Raw genomic sequence first — 15,965 nt, 5'->3', positions numbered from 1 at the left:
CTTCTGCTTTGCGCTGATTTTCCTCTTCAACTTCAACCAGCTCTTGCGTAATCATATCTGGATGTTCCAGCGTGATAAGTCCCAACGTACCGTTTCTCAGGTCATTGATCAGAATTTCAGACGCTTTGTGAAGATCGATTCTGCCACCAGCACGAAGACAACCACGCTTGGTGCCTATAGCTTCCATAAGCTCTATTTCAGTCTCCGCCAACTCATCAAGGCTGTATCGTGTTTTCAGTAGCTGCGGATATTTGTCAGCGAGATATTCAACAGTGTAAAAGGCCACTTCATCGTATTCCATGGCTGTATCTTTCACCGCACCGGTTGCAGCGAGACGGAAACCACTATGCGGATTTTCTACTTTTGGCCAAAGTATTCCCGGTGTGTCAGAAAGCACTACACCATTTTGTAAATTAATACGCTGCTGTTGGCGAGTAACCGCTGGCTGGTTACCTGTTTTTGCAACAACACGGCCTGCAAGGGTATTGATAATCGTCGATTTACCAACATTGGGATACCCATGATCATGGTGCGAATGTTTTTGCCTGTTTCCTGTCGGTGTGGCGCTAATTTTTGGCACAGCTCCATAATTTTATTCACTTCACTGACCTGATCAGTGGTGATTGCTAGCGCCTTAACACCCTGTTCTTTTTCGAGATGTTCAAGCCATACAGCGGTCATTTCCGGATCTGCTAGGTCGCGTTTATTAAGTACTTTAATAACGGGCTTGTCACGTCGTATCCGGCGGATAAGAGGGTTTTCACTACTGAAAGGGATTCGGGCATCCAGTACTTCTATGATGACATCAATCTTGGGAATGACTTCTTGAATCTCTTTTTGTGCTTTATGCATGTGGCCAGGAAACCATTGGATGGACATGCGATTTTCCTTTATCCGTTGTAATGGGAGCCATATTTTAATGATTATATTAAGTTTGACCAGAGACTTTATGTGCAGGACTGTGTCTTTCTAGGGTAGTGGTCATGACGGTATCTAAACATTAAAGGTTGTTGTATCTCGCTGTTTTAATCGCGGAGGAGTTAAATACCAAAAACGTAATAATAGATCATAGTGTGGTCGGCCTGCTGGGTATTACTTTCAACAGAACACACTGCATTGCCTGATAGAAACCGTCAAGCTGTTGTAGTGGATAACAGCCAATATTACATTTGGTTAGCAGCAATAGTGGTTCTTCTAAAAACCGACTTCAATACTATGGTTGATTCTATTTTTGCAATGCTGTCGAGATTAGCGATTTGTTTCTTCAATATTTGCTCATAGTGAGCAAGATCTTTGGCAATCACTTTTAGCAAATAGTCATGTTGACCAATAATCACCGAGCATTCCATTACATGCGGTATGTCTGAAACCTCTTGCTCGAAGGCTTTACCTGCTGCCTCAGAGTTATTTTTCAGGCTGACAAATGCGTGGATAAAGACGGTATAGCCCAGTTTCGTTTCGTCAACACATCCTTTGTAACCCGTTATCACTCCGCTTTGTTCGAGTTTCCGAATCCGTCTCAGGCAGGGGGTATCAGACATATTCAATGATGCGGCGAGTTCGCTGACTGCAATCCGACCATTGGTCTGGAGTGCTTCTAGTATGAGTTTGTCTTTATTATCCATTGTTATTGTACCGATATTTTCATTCCCGATATAAATTTATCGAAAATCACTAAAAAATCAATTTTTGTTAAAAAATATCGATATTTTTGTGAATTGACTCGGCATTATTTTGTCGTATTTCCCTATTAGGCTTGTGATAAATTTTTACATAACGGGTTGATTATTCAATGCCCTTGATATGGGAATCAGGCAAAGGGCAGGAGGCCAGGCCATGACAGACAATGTAATTGCGTTTGATAGCTGGATGCGCGACGGATTTGTCGAGCTCAACAATGATCTGGAGCGCTTGTATTGGGCGCAGGAAGACAAAGCAAATGTGGATGAGGTTGGTGATGACGTGAAGAAAACGTTAGTCGCTGAGGGAAACCAACTTATATCGTCTCTTCTGCAGGAAGGAAACACCGACGAAGGGTTCGATGCAGCCTTTGACGTGTTGGGTAATGTCGGATTGTTTATGGCGGCATGTCGACGACATGAAATTACTGAGCCATCAAGAGAACATGTGTCTCCATTAACGGAGGCATCCGCCCTTGCGATGCAAATCGGCGCATCTATCGGTGTCACACCGAGATTTGCCACTGCTCACCTTACAACGCATAACAAAGCGGTGGCAGGAAAATACAAACGCTTCACTGACCTTGATGCTGAGAGGATCTTTGTTGATTACAATACCAAAGGGATTCTCGCATACAAACGCGCAGCAGATGCGCTATTAAAAATTAAGTCAATTGGGATTTCTCATCCTATTGCGGCCGACTTACTGCGCGTTGCTCATCGAGCTCTGCAGGATGTACATGAGTCCAATTCAATCTTATTTTCAAAGCTAGATACAGACGGATTTTTTTATCAGGTGAGGCCATATTACAAGCCTCACAGGGTCGGTCAGAATATTTATCGCGGTGCCAACGCGGGTGATTTCGCGGGCATTAATGTCATTGATCTGTTGCTTGGCTTGTGTCTTGCCAATGAACCTTCCTATTCTCAACTGCTTGTCGACAAGTTTTTATACATGATGCCAGAGGATCAGCAGATACTGCGTGATTGTATGCGGATGACATCCTTTATGGATGAATTTATAGCGTTGTCAGAGAGTTGTCGCCATCAGTCTTGGTTTCAAGAGCACCTTTCTTTGTTTATTGATGTGTGCCGGATGCATGGACAAACTGCTCAGCAGCATCATAACCAGTTAGTAGAAAAGTACATCGCTAAACCTGCTAACGATATGGTCGAAAACCATCTGGATAAAGTGACAGCCAGTGGCCCGCCTCTTCCGGTTTTACTGGGAGCGTTAGAAAAGTTGCGTGACAGAAGATGCGCGGCACAACGTAATGATATCTACACCCGTTATGAAGACATGCAAATGTTAGAAGCTATGTTGGGGTAAGGAATATGTCTACATTTTATCGAAAGGAAGATTTTTACTGCCCAAACGGCGCGTACCTGCTCAGTCACTCAGTGGGCCGTCCTTTGCGTGAACAGTTAGCAGGGTTTGAGCGCGATTTTATTGAGCCTTGGCAACAAAGCGGTCAGGAACCATGGCCTCAATGGATGTCCGGTATTGAAGGGTTTAGGTCGGCACTCGCGTCACTCTTTAACGCGAGTCATGACGAATTTTGCCCTCAATCTAATTTATCCTCTGGATTAACAAAAGCCTTCCAGTCTCACCAAACACTGCGTAATGCACCTGTGATAGTGATGGCAGAGCAAGACTTCCCGAGTATGGGATTTGTTATCCAGCATGCACCATTTGAGCGTGCGACATTAAGGATGATCCCAGCAGAGAGAGATATTACTGATGCCAATGTATGGGCCGAATTTCTACAACAAGATGTCGATGCGGTTTTCATCAGCCATGTTTACTCCAACACGGGTCAGCAGGCTCCTGTTGAGGATATCCTTGCTTTAGCACGGGGAAAAAATATTCTTTCAATTGTTGATGTTGCACAGTCTGCCGGTGTGATCCCGCTGGACTTGCAGGTTTCAAGGCCTGATTTTCTGGTGGGTTCATCTGTGAAGTGGTTGTGCGGTGGACCAGGTGCTGGATACCTTTGGATAAATCCTGACATCCTACCTCAATGTCAGCCCGCCGATGTTGGCTGGTTCAGTCATCAAGATCCCTTTGAATTTGACATACATCATTTTGAGTTCCACGAGTCCGCACTGAGGTTTATGGGGGGCACACCGGCGGTTGCACCGTTCGTCATGGCAAAGCAGAGTATGGAGTATTTTGCGTCCCTTGGAATTAACAATGTGCACAATCACAATCAGCGTCTTGTAGACAGATTACACGATCAAATGGGTGAGCACCTTGTGTCGCCAGATGATATGAGTTGTCGTGGGGCGACGGCGATTGTCAGTTGTGAACATATTTCTGACGCATCGGAGTTGATGAAAAGCAACCATATTTTCATTGACCAAAGAAAATACGGACTCCGTGTTTCGCCACATATTTACAATAACGACGATGACATCGATGCATTTGTCGAGGTGTATAAACGTGGCCTCAAATGAGGTAGGTCTTTATCCGGCAAACCCTTACAGGTAAGGGGCACCTTCTAGAAGCAAATTACTGGGATCGTGCCTCGCAATATGCTGAAAGGTGTTGCGGTTCCCCTAAAAAGTATCCCTGATAATAATCAATATTGAGGGCTAACATTGCAGAAAATTGCTCTTGGCTCTCAATACCTTCAATCAGTGTTTTTGCACCAACATCATTTGCCAGCTCAATAGAGTGCAGAAGCCACTCTTTATCACCTGCCATATACTGAAGCAGCACAGAGCGATCTATTTTGAGAATATTAGGTCGTATGGAGCGAACTCTATCTTCCTGTGACGCATTCACGCCATAGTCATCTATCGCGATTTGAAAACCTGAAGACAAACGTTTAGCGGCGGCAATGGCGAGGCTTTTATCATCTTCAGATTCATGTTCGACCATTTCAAAAACCACATTGTTTATGTTCAAACCCAACTCGTTGATACGATCTGTGATCAGTCCATGCTCTTTATTTATCTTCAACCAGTGTATTGCTGATTGAGGAAGCACGTTGAGGAATAGAGAGCTGGTGGATTCAAACTTTGAAAAATTACGTAGGTGAATGACCCGAGTAAGTTTATCGAGGTTACGCTGATGAATTATCCAGTGCTTGTCGTAACATTGACAAAAAATATCTGAACAACAAATAGGGTTACCATCGCTATCATAAATTCTGCAGAGTGCTTCGAACCCAATAACCTCTCTTTGTCGATCAATGATAGGTTGGAAAACACTCGAGAGCACCACATTTTCGTAAGACGCCGTGACGTCTCCGTTTGCCTCTAGATTCAGGTGTACTTCAAAATCTTGTTGGCTCATTAGTTCTTTAGTCAATGGATTAAACCTACTAAGCCCGTTCATTTGGATCTGCATTTTATTTTCATCGAAAAATAAGTCTGTCAGTTTCGATCCCGTTCGGGATAATTGTCACGATAAATATTAAGCGACAAAATAATGACACCCTTTTTTTTAGATATGTATCGATAATTTTATTTTGATTTTTCGAGTGAAATCATATGTAAATATATATTTACATTAATTACACACTTGTAAGCTATTGCTAACGTATAAATCTTCGCCAAATGCTCCTAACGTATTAATAACGATTGAGTTACATGCGTAACATTAAAGCCAAGGAGAGGTGGCTTAAATTATGGCTAAGACATCTAAATACGAGTCCAAACCTGTTGATGGTTCAGGTCATATTGCATGGAGCATGCAAGAGAATAGCGTCTGGAATCGCCTGGTTACTCGTCAGCTTGACTGCATAAACGATAAAGCTTGTGAGGAATATTTTACAGGTCTGGATCTCCTGAGTCTTCCCGTCGATAGAGCACCTCACTTATCGGAAGTAAATGAGGTACTTGCTGATACAACGGGGTGGCAATGCAAAGCTGTTCCGGCACTCATTGATTTTGACCATTTCTTCCATCTTCTTGCCAACAAACAATTTCCGGTAGCCACTTTTCTTCGAACTGAGGAAGATTTTGACTACTTGCAGGAACCAGATTTTTTCCATGAAATATTCGGCCATTGTGCGATGCTTACGAATCCAGCATTTGCCGAATTCACGCATACGTATGGAAAACTGGGTTACGCAGCCAACAAACAGCAGCGCATTTACTTAGCGCGCTTGTATTGGTTCACCGTAGAGTTTGGGTTAATCGAAAATCTTGACGGGTTAACTATTTATGGTGGCGGTATTTTGTCGTCTCCGGGTGAAACCCATTATGCTTTTAGTCATCCTGATGTCATCAGGAAGCCACTTAATGTGGTGGACGTCATGCGTACCCCTTACCGCATAGACATTATGCAACCAATATATTTTACCATCGACAGCTTAGACAGGCTGTTTGATTTCACCAATATGGATTTGATGGCGTGTGTTGAGGAAGCTAAGTCGCTCGGGCTTCATGCGCCGCTTTTTCCACCGAAATCTGCTCAAAAGGAACAACAATATGGATGATTTGAACGAACTGAAATGTGAAGCCTGCGTTGCTGATGCTCCGCGCATTGAAGGCGAAGAAGCAAAAGCAATGTTGGAAATGATCCCTGCTTGGGAGATTGTTGAAAGAGACGGAATTCCTCAGTTGGAAAGGGTATTTAAATTCAGGACCTTTAAGCAGGCATGGGCATTTTCTGACAAGGTGGCAACCTTGGCAGAAGATGAAGGGCATCACCCGGCCATTCTATTGGAATGGGGAAAGGTAACTGTATCTTGGTGGTCTCACAAAATTAAGGGTCTTCACAAAAACGATTTTATTTGCGCGGCCAAAACAGACAGCCTGTGTGATTGATTTTGGCGTGATTTTATAGTCATCACAACTAAAGACAGTGGAGAAAATCCCACTGTCTTTTTTTGGGTATCCGGTTGAAATCATTAATACAAATGGATTAATTGATGACGTTTGGTATCAGGAGATAAAAGCAAGGCTCAGATACGGCGGCTATCTTGCCAGATTCAAATTTGATTGAGTTCGAGCAGCTCTGGCAGGTCTTTGCGGCGGTGCTCGGTCAGGCTGCTACGAAAGGAAGTATGCGGGACAAGATTGGCAATTGAGCTGGTTCCTGATCCGCCGGATCATCACTTTGTTAGGGATATCGAACGTTTCCCACCATTAAACTGACACTGAATTAGCCACAGGCAGTTCCATAACAACCAAAGAGGGAGAGCGAATAAAGGTCAGGTAGACACTAGCTGGTATCTGCCTGAATATTCAAAGTCCTGTTGCGCCCCACATAGCCGAGCCCCGGCGTCATCTGTTACCTCAGCAAATTCCACTCAAACCCAGACCGCCTGATATGGCGTAGGGGTATTGGGGTACGCTAAAGCACGTATAGAAATAATCTGGACTGGGTACTGCCTGATAGTTTGCAAACTCGTCACATTCGTTATGGCAAGGTTACGGTGACAACGTACTCATGGATTATTCCCTCTCAAGCGTCTGAATTTAGGCCTTTTAAATTTTAAAAATCGAAAGATGCCTTTGTTTTTGATTATCGGAACACATAAAGAGGGGTTGATTGATACCGCTTCGTTTTGGTCATTAAAGCCAATGGAACCACCACAGCCTAAAACAACAGTCACTTCGGGGTATGTGTCTATCTCTGTCTTATTTCCCTTATAATACACCTCAAGTTGATTACCAATCTCACTGTCAATTGTATATTTTTGAGAGCCGCCCAAGCCTAATAGCGATAATGACTTTGGTATACCAGCAGGTATGCCGTGTTTGCAGAGAAAGAAAGAGCTTCCCACCATGTGGTTACCTCGTGTCTTAAAGTTATGAACTTCTGTTGAAAACATTTGTTCAAACTTAGCCCCACTCCAGTGTACTAACACCCATCCCTCTATCATGTTTACTTTGAACCCGCTGACTTCTTCAATCGGTGACTTCGTTCCAGATTTGGGTTTTGCGGGAGATGCTTTACACTTATTACACGAACAAAAATATGCCATCGTTTTTCCTGTTGCATGACTAACTGAACATTACTTTCATTGTTACTTTATTAACTATCTTTGAGAGAGTACCTCTGGTACGGTCAACTCCTCGTGAGGGCGCTCAGAATGAGATCAGGCAGAGCGTGGTTGAAGCCGATGCGCGGCAACTGTCGAACACCTTAAACCGCGACCTTATCCGTTTTTTCATCGATTTCAACTTCAGTTCCTAGAGAACCTATCCAGAGATGGTAATCGTTATCCCAGAAAGGGTGACATCAACGCACTGGCGGCCAACATTGAAAAGTTGAAGACGCAGATCTTTGGCGTGAACCCAAGTAGGAACTGGGACCATAATGACGCTATCCCCCAGTGATATCGCGATGGAAGAGAAAGACCACAGTGTTTACGCTCAGACGTTTGAGTCAATCACCTGAGCAACTTCGTAAAGCCTACCAGTCTGGGGTTGAAGCAGGTAAGTAAGCCATCGTACGTTGGCATCAGCTGTCTGGGTAAAGAGTGAATTGCTGTACCCAGACAATCCATCAAACTGTCGCGGTTGATTAGGCTTCACCTTTGATTGTGAGGCTGTCCTTGTTTTCCGGCTTCTTCTTTATTAACAAACTTAAATACCACTGAGGGTTGAGGGTGATGTCATAGTTATCCTGTTGTAATTTTTGTAGGTAACATTTGAGTTCGGGTATAGTATTTATTATCACTATCGGCTTCTTCGGGGTAAAAAAGATCAGAGGAAAATCAATGCTTCCGAATGGATTTCCAAAATAGTCACTGTGCATGACGACTTTTTGCCCAATTCTGCTGTTTATTTCATTACCTAATTTTTTTATTTCAAGGGAAATGTTCCCACTATTTTTACATTCTTTCTTGTCTGCAAGTACATTTATATTATCAGGTCGTAAGAATGGTGTTCCTTTACATCTATTTATAATCGATTCTTTAGTGCCAGGTCGTAGCGTTGCGTGGAGGGGGAGAAGTCTGTCGTTATAACCGTTTGATGCATTACTAGGTGAGATGATCCCCCATAAATCATAATCACCACAAACGGCGGATTTATAGGTTAACGGTTTTTCGTTGGGGTTTGTGAGCCCACAGACTGGAAGATATCCATCTAACTTCAGGTTGAAAAATCGGACAATATTCTCTTTTTCATTGGGATTATTGGCATCCTTTCTATCGTCATAACAAATACACCACATGTTATCCATATGTGTCTGTCTAATAAGGCAAAAGGTTGTCCCATCCGCATTGGCTGTCACGTATGTTTTTTGACTGGAAATGACGGTGAGAGTCACTAAATTCCAGTCTCTAAGGTTATAGAGACGTTGAGTTGATATAAACAGAGGAACCGATCTGGCTCCCTTCTTCTTCGCTCTAATTATTGCTCTCTCCTGATCTGAAATTTTTTGTTTGGCTTTTGTGTAACGATGATCATCAGGAACAAAGCCAGCCATTGGTCCCCAATCACAGGTCTTTGCTTTAATATGGAAGCCCTTTGACGAATAACCATCTAGCATCAGGTCCGTACAAAGAGGGTTTAGTTCTCTGGAAATGATGACGATATTTTTCTTATTTGAGATATCTTGAAAAATATCGGCGTGTTCTTTAGGAAAACCAGCTAGCTCTCGGTATTCTGTTAAAGATGACACTTTTTTCCCCTTTATCGTTTGTTGAAAAATATCTCATACTTATATTTCATATTTGATGTGCATATTGCTCTTCGACAGGGTTATCAATATCCAAGAGGCCGGAGAGTGCAGTAGTAATTAGGAATGTCTATTCTGAATAAAGATAAATTTTCGCTAGACGTAATGGCGACAATATAATGAATGGAAACATAAAATACAAAATAGAGACCAAACCATTAGCTCATCATACAAACACAAAATAAAAATAAAATTGATAGTAGTCTTGAAATAAAAAATGTAAAAAGTGTTTAGCAAAAGAAGTGAAACGTTAACAACAGGCCATGAAGTTTCTGCCCAAACAACCTGAAGATGCTCGAATTCAGAGTGAATTCAGCGAGCTTGATTCAAGGAAAGTATGAGCAGGAATAGTAGACTATATCAAACAACATCCTGTCGCTTCTTTCCCTGTGATTGTCATTACTGTAGATAAAATTCGGGCGGCGAGTCGTCATGCTGTTGAAGAAATCAAACTGGAGTTTATGTCTCCGATGTCCACCCGCTGCTCATGGCGCAGGTGTCTGCGTTCAATAGACTCGCCAAACATGTAATAAACCAAGTTGCCGTCTCTTAACAGGGCAGGGATGTTGTCAACCCGCGAGGTGCGGTCGATGTGATAAGACGGGCACCAGACGTTGACAGTTCGACAGGTACTTCTGAATCGGATAGCTCACATAGTGAAAAACACTGTATAAAAAAATACTATAAATGTAGTAAAGGGGGAGAGGTGAGAGTAAGGGGGACTTTGTGATGGCGAACAAATAGAGAGGTGAGTCCCTAATTTCTTGATCAATTGTGTGAGCAACTAATGCTGATAAATTAATTTAATTAATTTTCATGTATTTACAATCAATTTTAATATCTAGTTGCATTAGTGATATTTTTACTTTCATTACATCTATTATCACCTTATAGAAGACATTCTGCCTTTTTTAAACGGCCATCTGCCTAGTATTTTTATATGCTGCTTAGGCATATAAAAATAGACAGTCAGCGGGGTAGGTAAATGCATAATCCAATAACACCACCAACACCACCAACAACACCAACACCAACAACAACGACGTCAACGACACCAACGACACCAACGACACCAACACCAACACCAACACCAACAACAACACTACCAACAACAACACCAACAACAACTCTGCGGCAAAAGGTAGAACCGAATAGTAGCCGTCATATGGCTACGAGCCATTCGAGAACTTCGCGTATCGAGGAAATTCGTAAACCTAAGGGTAATTCTCAATCCGCTGCACTTCCGGCAAGCCCAAGACAAACTGATGTGGGTGATAATTATGGGGAACATCAAGTACATCATCTAGAACCAGTTCCAGCGGTTCATGATGTCGGATCTGAGGGTGATTCTGAGTCCGCCGCACCTCCTACAGTAGAATCAAGACAAAATGAAGAAGCGCATAAGGGCTCTTTCTACAACCCCTATAAATTTGGTCAGGACGTATCCTCAGGCGTCCAAGCGCCTCTGGTGTCAGAAGAAAACCAAGTCGTTTATGCCACGGATGGAAAAAGTATGTATATGCTTGATTACAATAATAGAGTGTATGACGACACTGGGAATAGTTGGACGAATCCTTGGGTGATAGTTCCTGAGCCAGCACAGAAAACCAGCGCGAAATCAACTGCGGTACCGAGCAGTTTAGTAGTTAGTACACCTACATCTCCCCCACCTATTGCGGGTGGGCAGCCCACTACGGGGACTCAGCCTGCACCTCGCGCCACACCTGATGTATCTAACGAACAGAATGTGCAGAGCGCTGAGGGAGAGCCACAAACTTATGATAATACACTAAATACGGACGGACCAAAATTGCAGCCAGTTCCAGCGGTTCCTGATGTCGAGCCTATGGATAATTCTGAATCCGCTGCACCTCCGGCAAGCCCAAGACAAACTGATGTGGGTAATAATTATGGGGAACATCAAGTACATCATCTAGAACCAGTTCCAGCGGTTCCTGATATCGGACCTAAGGGTGATTCTGAGTCCGCCGCACCTCCTAGAGTAGAATCGAGACAAAATGAAGAAGCGCATAAGGGCTCTTTCGACAACCCCTATAAATTTGGTCAGGGAGTACTCTCAGGCGTCCACGAGCCTATAGTGTCAGAAGAAAACAAAGTCGCTTTTGCCACGGATGGAAAAAGTATGTACCAGCTTCATTACAATGGCAGAGCGTATGACGACACTGGGAATAGTTGGACGAATCCTTGGGTGATAGTTCCTGAGCCAGCACAGCAACCCAGCGCGGAATCGACTGCGGTATCGGGTAATCCAGTAGGCAGTACACCTACATCTCCCGCACTTGTTGCGGGCGGGCAGCCCACTACGGAGACTCAGCCTGCACCACGCGCCACATCTGACGTATCTAACGAACAGAATATGCAGAGCGCTGGGGGAGAGCCACAAAGTTTTGAAAACTCAGAGGTGTCAAAGGTCGTTCAAAACTTCAATGCTGAAGTCCAATCACTCAAGGAACAAATGTCGTCTTTGGAAAACCAATATTCGTCTCTGCAAAACCAATATTTGTCTCTGGAAAAGCAAGCGCTGGATAGTTTAAAGCAAATTTACAACGACGGCAGTTTTCCACCTGCGGAGAAAAAACAGATTTCATCAGCCGTGTTGGAAACAGCTTGGATACGTTACAGACAAGACAATATGGAGCCTGATGGGACGGTTAACATTGACGTTGAAGGTAAGGAAATACTGCAACGTTGGCAGAATTTAGAAGATAAGTATGAGGTGGCAGAAAATGACGTCACTAGAGGGTATATTAAAAGACAATTCACTGATCTTATTGACGGAACAGCTGGCAACTTACCAAAGCAGGTAGAGGACCTGACAGATATTTACCTAGAGCAAGCACTATTGGAGTATTTGAGAACAGCTTCGAACGCATTGCAACAACAAAACGCTGATAATTAAGAAGTGATTGAGGAAATGCGCCGCAGAATTTACAGAAAGAAGCCAGAATGGCAAGGGATGAGTCTTTATTACTTCTGATGTTGAGACATTTTGGTGCCATTGAATGATAGAGATTTCCCGGGCCGAGAGTGAATGGACGGTGCTACATACAAACACGCATAAGGTGCTTTTTTAAATCATAGCAAAAAGAGTTTGTTTGTCAGTGTGGAGGTAAGACGATATTAAAATCAGCGCAGTGTATTAAGCAGCCTGGAGATAATATTCCTGGCATCCATGGTTCTGAAAACTGTCATGAAAGTGCTGCTGAAATTGGTAACAATCAATGTGCATGTCAAGCGGTTCGGGGGGCGAGCCTGATAAATAGTCAGTACCAATCCCGTATGAACAGCAGGGAAACACACCATCGGCATACTACTGCGCCCGGCTCTCAGAGTGCACAGAGAAAAAAAACTGAGACAGCAAACATTCGTGCGGGTAAATCATTAGCGCTTGATGAGTCGAGTACCTCGAACAAGGTAGCAAGCAATCTCGTAGCATTTAGAAGAGGCCAATGGGTTACTATTGATGGCAGTCAAGCGCTTCAGCAAGGTGTACCGTATTATGCTGGTGACAAAGCGAAAATTAATGGAAGTGTTTACGAGCTTGGGGCGGATCGACAAACATGGAAAATCGCAAATGCCGAAGGTGAAAATAATGAGGGCGCACCTTCTAAGGTTTTCCGACCTGTTGCTCCGCCAAAACAAACGAGTGGGCAAGCACTACCGTCAGGATTGGACTTTGAATCAGTGATTAAAGACATCGAGACCGGTAAGAGTAATGCCTTTGATGCGATCACCCCGAAAACACACCTAAGAACGTTCAAATATGGTGATAAGACCGTGACGATTGGAGGTCTCCATGATTCAGTTACTCAAGGTGACGTTGTTAAGGCAGAAGAAATGATAAAAACCTTGATGGATAAGACAGGGTTTGGAAACGCAATAAAGGGGGCCCCAAAGTACGTTTCAAAATTCTATGTTGGTCTTGGGTGGTATGGCAAACAGCCTGAAAACGCGACAATATACGGCATTAATACTGGCCGCAATAAGCCTGAAAACTATACTGTGCTTGACCTGAACGCCATAGAGAATTATCAAAGGGACGTTGATGCTCAGACTGGCGAATTGCGTATGGCTGATCTGATTCTGCATGAGATGGGTGGGCATGGTGCGTATATTGGCGATGTGTTTACAAGTGATTTTGAGAATGTCGCCTACGGTGTCGCTAATAAATGGGCGACTGAATATGCATTAGAAAAGGGGTATGACGTTGCTAAAGTATTTAATCCCGGCTTAGGAGGCTCAAATACAGCGAGTAATTACAGCAACCGCTTCGACTATAAAGAATTCAACCGAAACAATAAGTAAGGACAGGTAGTTTTTAAAGGTGGGAACGTGGCAGACGGCATTGAATTACATAGCAAAAAGTTTTGAAAACTTTATGTTTAAAACTCCTTCGTAGCTATAACTTTTCTTGTTTTGGCCTGACATCGACATGGTGTTAAGTCGACATATCAATCATTTAAGATAACAAGGACATCCCGTGAACCGCTTTTTACTCGCTGCCGCCAGTCTGATGCTACCCTCGCTGGCCTCCGCCAACACTTGATTCCGGCAAGCATAACTTGCTCTAAATAGGCAGTGTCCATTTCAGGTTGTCTGGCCTGCCAACCTTCATCGACAGACCAGAGGGCGGTCAAAAAACGGCATTAACTGAAGTACGTGGAGCTGACCACCATAACTTTATTCCTGCGGATTTTTGCAATTATTCATCTAGGCTTACTGTTCAAATTCGAATTGGCACTCTTCAGCATCGCCAGTACAGACAAAATAGGTCACAAAGCCGCTATCTTCTTTTGTCCATTTATCCTGATAGTTTTTAATCTCCACCTCTCTGTCTCTGGTGCTGGCGTCTTGTAAAGACAAATCGACAACGCCTTTTTCCTCAAGATTGTAGGTACAATGCACAAGTCGCAGCTTACCGTTATCGACGACCATCAAAGCCTCGTCAAAGGATTTTATTCCCCCACGATTAGGCGCCTGAACGGTTTGACTCCAATTTCCAGCAGCATTACTGGCTTCAAAAACGAAGTCAAAAGGCCGATGGATTTCATCTATTGCAGGACAAGATGAAACTACAGTATTTGCAAATACCGGTGCCGACAAAGAGAGCAAGCTAAGACAAATGCCTTTTTTAAATATATTCATGATTACTTTCTATTTTATAAGATGAGTCAGATAAAAGTTTTTAGGCGACCTTCATCACTGAAGGTCAATTTACCGTCTAATTTTCTGAGGCTGGAATAAGAAATAACAGTATTTTTATAGAGATAAGTTGAGCTATGTGAACAAGATAATCACATGATTATTTCTTCATCAGTAAAAAAATAAATTTATTAACGGAAAGTCGAAACTTGTTTACTTTTCTATGATGCAGACTTAGAAAAGTAAATCATGAGTGTGATCTGCGAGCCTCTAAACGCATTGAGTTCTCGTATGTGTCGATAGTTGTCCAAAGCCCTATGCGGTAAAAAGCACTGAACTTGGTATAAGAATATAATTCTGCCTAAGTACACCGATGTGGTTACTATTTTTATAAATGTTATGAGCTTGTCAATGTTTGGGGCAGAAGGCTAAGGGAAGGTGGTCTGATTAACTGACAGACCGAACTCCTGAAGAAAATGGCGGAGATGATGAAGGGGTAGATACTCCGTTTTCTTCAGGCTTTCATTTAGCCAACCTTGGTGTGTTGGCTCGGTGTCTGACAAAAGTTTGTCTGACAGTTCGGTATATTTCGGCTGATGGGTAATAGTAAAAGTAAGAAGGATGTTTACAATGAGTCGCTCTGCATAAACCTTAAAGTGCCAATTATAAAAGGTCACTTTGATTACTGTGTTGAATTCAACTAATAGCGACTATGCAAGAAAGACCTTTGCTTTGTTCATGAAACTTGAGTTTCAAAGGTTTATTACGAATAGAGTCTTCTTGATTGAAAATACCTTGAAGACGAATACCATACAATTCAACGACCATACCTACAGTTGCTCCGTTCTCTTCCAAAGGTGCACTGATACGACTTGCTTAATATCGAAGTTTTCATTTTTTTGCATTTCAATGTTGAGTTGAATTGAATTAGCCACCTTTTTATTTCTTGAATACACTAAGCGCGCTAATTCAGACTCTACCACAGCAGGTGGGTATTGAAAGAATTCATATAAACCCAAAAAAGTTTTAACAAACCAACGGGTAAGTTTTTCTCGATCGATATGTTTATTATGAACACTAAACTTCTTTTGCTTGGAATGTCTTCTTTCTAATGACAAATTCAGGGCGTATTCAAGTGCTTTCCCAAATCGAATAGCTTCGTCATCGAAGATGGACAGTAGTTCATTATGTTTTTTACATAAGCACTTTCTGGTTAAAGATGCCTTTGATAATTGTTTCATACCGCCACCAAGAAATGGGGCATTTTTAACCTTTACTATTTTTCCGGAGAATAACCCCTTAGTTATATAGTGCTCACGAGATTGAGTAGTACAGCAACCTGAAACTGACCTGGCCCAACACTTCATAATTATTTCCTTTTGAACCGCAATCGTATTGCGTTGTGAGCAATGCTGCCAAGAAACTCAACCATACCAGCTTAATCGTTTAAACCAACGCTTAGTGGAAATACCACGCGT

At 42.8% G+C, this 15,965-nt stretch carries 16 protein-coding genes and 1 pseudogene; 7 read left to right on the top strand and 10 right to left on the bottom strand.

The genetic code is table 11. The annotated features are described in order from the left end of the window. Window positions 1–879: pseudogene (gene ylqF / locus A8L45_RS09255) on the bottom strand (ribosome biogenesis GTPase YlqF); the annotation flags it as partial. 284 nt (window positions 880–1,163) lie between these two features. Beyond that, a complete protein-coding gene (locus A8L45_RS09250) occupies window positions 1,164–1,625 on the bottom strand; it encodes an Lrp/AsnC family transcriptional regulator (protein ID WP_068901509.1) in 462 nt (153 codons plus the stop codon). Window positions 1,626–1,836: 211 nt separating this feature from the next. Between A8L45_RS09250 and A8L45_RS09245 the strand changes: the two genes are divergently transcribed. Beyond that, window positions 1,837–3,009 (top strand): PrnB family protein, encoded by a 1,173-nt coding sequence (locus A8L45_RS09245; protein ID WP_068901507.1) that lies wholly within the window; start codon window positions 1,837–1,839, stop codon window positions 3,007–3,009. Window positions 3,010–3,014: 5 nt separating this feature from the next. Next, window positions 3,015–4,136 (top strand): aminotransferase class V-fold PLP-dependent enzyme, encoded by a 1,122-nt coding sequence (locus A8L45_RS09240; RefSeq protein WP_068901505.1) that lies wholly within the window; start codon window positions 3,015–3,017, stop codon window positions 4,134–4,136. A gap of 55 nt (window positions 4,137–4,191) precedes the next feature. Here the strand turns inward: A8L45_RS09240 and A8L45_RS09235 are convergent, their stop codons facing one another. Next, a complete protein-coding gene (locus tag A8L45_RS09235; RefSeq protein WP_083228277.1) occupies window positions 4,192–5,034 on the bottom strand; it encodes an EAL domain-containing protein in 843 nt (280 codons plus the stop codon). Between the two features lie 280 nt (window positions 5,035–5,314). On the opposite strand from A8L45_RS09235, the gene phhA reads away from it, so the two are divergent. Both phhA and A8L45_RS09225 read left to right on the top strand, forming a co-directional pair. Beyond that, window positions 5,315–6,127 carry a phenylalanine 4-monooxygenase gene (gene phhA / locus A8L45_RS09230; RefSeq protein ID WP_068901503.1) on the top strand — a complete coding sequence of 271 codons (813 nt, stop codon included), beginning with the start codon at window positions 5,315–5,317 and terminating at the stop codon, window positions 6,125–6,127. Continuing rightward, window positions 6,120–6,458, top strand: a complete 339-nt coding sequence (locus A8L45_RS09225) for a 4a-hydroxytetrahydrobiopterin dehydratase (RefSeq protein ID WP_068901502.1) — start codon at window positions 6,120–6,122, stop codon at window positions 6,456–6,458. The genes phhA and A8L45_RS09225 overlap by 8 nt, the downstream gene beginning before the upstream one ends. Window positions 6,459–7,081: 623 nt before the next feature. Here the strand turns inward: A8L45_RS09225 and A8L45_RS09220 are convergent. Continuing rightward, window positions 7,082–7,621: a hypothetical protein gene (locus A8L45_RS09220; RefSeq protein WP_068901500.1), complete on the bottom strand. Its 540-nt coding sequence runs from the start codon at window positions 7,619–7,621 to the stop codon at window positions 7,082–7,084. 23 nt (window positions 7,622–7,644) lie between these two features. Here A8L45_RS09220 and A8L45_RS25705 point away from each other — a divergent pair, with 23 nt between their 5' ends. After that, entirely contained in the window at window positions 7,645–7,833 is a 189-nt protein-coding gene (locus tag A8L45_RS25705; RefSeq protein ID WP_139122352.1) for a phage portal protein family protein, read from the top strand. A gap of 179 nt (window positions 7,834–8,012) precedes the next feature. On the opposite strand, the gene A8L45_RS24550 is transcribed toward A8L45_RS25705, so the two are convergent. Further along, the gene (locus A8L45_RS24550) at window positions 8,013–8,174 is read right to left on the bottom strand and encodes a hypothetical protein (protein WP_175401956.1); all 162 of its coding nucleotides are present in this window, start codon (window positions 8,172–8,174) and stop codon (window positions 8,013–8,015) included. Next, entirely contained in the window at window positions 8,164–9,267 is a 1,104-nt protein-coding gene (locus A8L45_RS09215) for an anthrax toxin-like adenylyl cyclase domain-containing protein (RefSeq protein WP_068901498.1), read from the bottom strand. Before A8L45_RS09215 ends, A8L45_RS24550 begins: the two co-directional genes overlap by 11 nt. Before the next feature lie 1,042 nt (window positions 9,268–10,309). Between A8L45_RS09215 and A8L45_RS24545 the strand changes: the two genes are divergently transcribed. Together A8L45_RS24545 and A8L45_RS09205 are read left to right on the top strand one after the other, a co-directional pair. Then, window positions 10,310–12,244, top strand: a complete 1,935-nt coding sequence (locus A8L45_RS24545) for a hypothetical protein (protein ID WP_175401955.1) — start codon at window positions 10,310–10,312, stop codon at window positions 12,242–12,244. Between the two features lie 380 nt (window positions 12,245–12,624). After that, a complete protein-coding gene (locus tag A8L45_RS09205) occupies window positions 12,625–13,650 on the top strand; it encodes a hypothetical protein (RefSeq protein ID WP_068901494.1) in 1,026 nt (341 codons plus the stop codon). 146 nt (window positions 13,651–13,796) lie between these two features. On the opposite strand, the gene A8L45_RS24540 is transcribed toward A8L45_RS09205, so the two are convergent. The 4 genes from A8L45_RS24540 to A8L45_RS09195 form a co-directional block, all read right to left on the bottom strand. Further along, on the bottom strand, window positions 13,797–13,982 hold the full coding sequence (locus A8L45_RS24540; protein ID WP_175401954.1) for a hypothetical protein: 186 nt from the start codon (window positions 13,980–13,982) through the stop codon (window positions 13,797–13,799). Between the two features lie 79 nt (window positions 13,983–14,061). After that, window positions 14,062–14,490 carry a DUF3757 domain-containing protein gene (locus A8L45_RS09200; protein WP_068901492.1) on the bottom strand — a complete coding sequence of 143 codons (429 nt, stop codon included), beginning with the start codon at window positions 14,488–14,490 and terminating at the stop codon, window positions 14,062–14,064. Between the two features lie 425 nt (window positions 14,491–14,915). Continuing rightward, complete coding sequence (locus A8L45_RS24160) at window positions 14,916–15,164, bottom strand: hypothetical protein (RefSeq protein WP_139122350.1); 249 nt, start codon at window positions 15,162–15,164, stop codon at window positions 14,916–14,918. A gap of 153 nt (window positions 15,165–15,317) precedes the next feature. Further along, window positions 15,318–15,854, bottom strand: a complete 537-nt coding sequence (locus A8L45_RS09195) for a hypothetical protein (RefSeq protein WP_068901490.1) — start codon at window positions 15,852–15,854, stop codon at window positions 15,318–15,320. Window positions 15,855–15,965: the final 111 nt, after the last annotated feature.

The organism is Veronia pacifica, from assembly GCF_001707825.1.
GTDB lineage: Bacteria > Pseudomonadota > Gammaproteobacteria > Enterobacterales > Vibrionaceae > Veronia > Veronia pacifica.
This window is presented reverse-complemented; position numbering and strand designations above follow the sequence as displayed.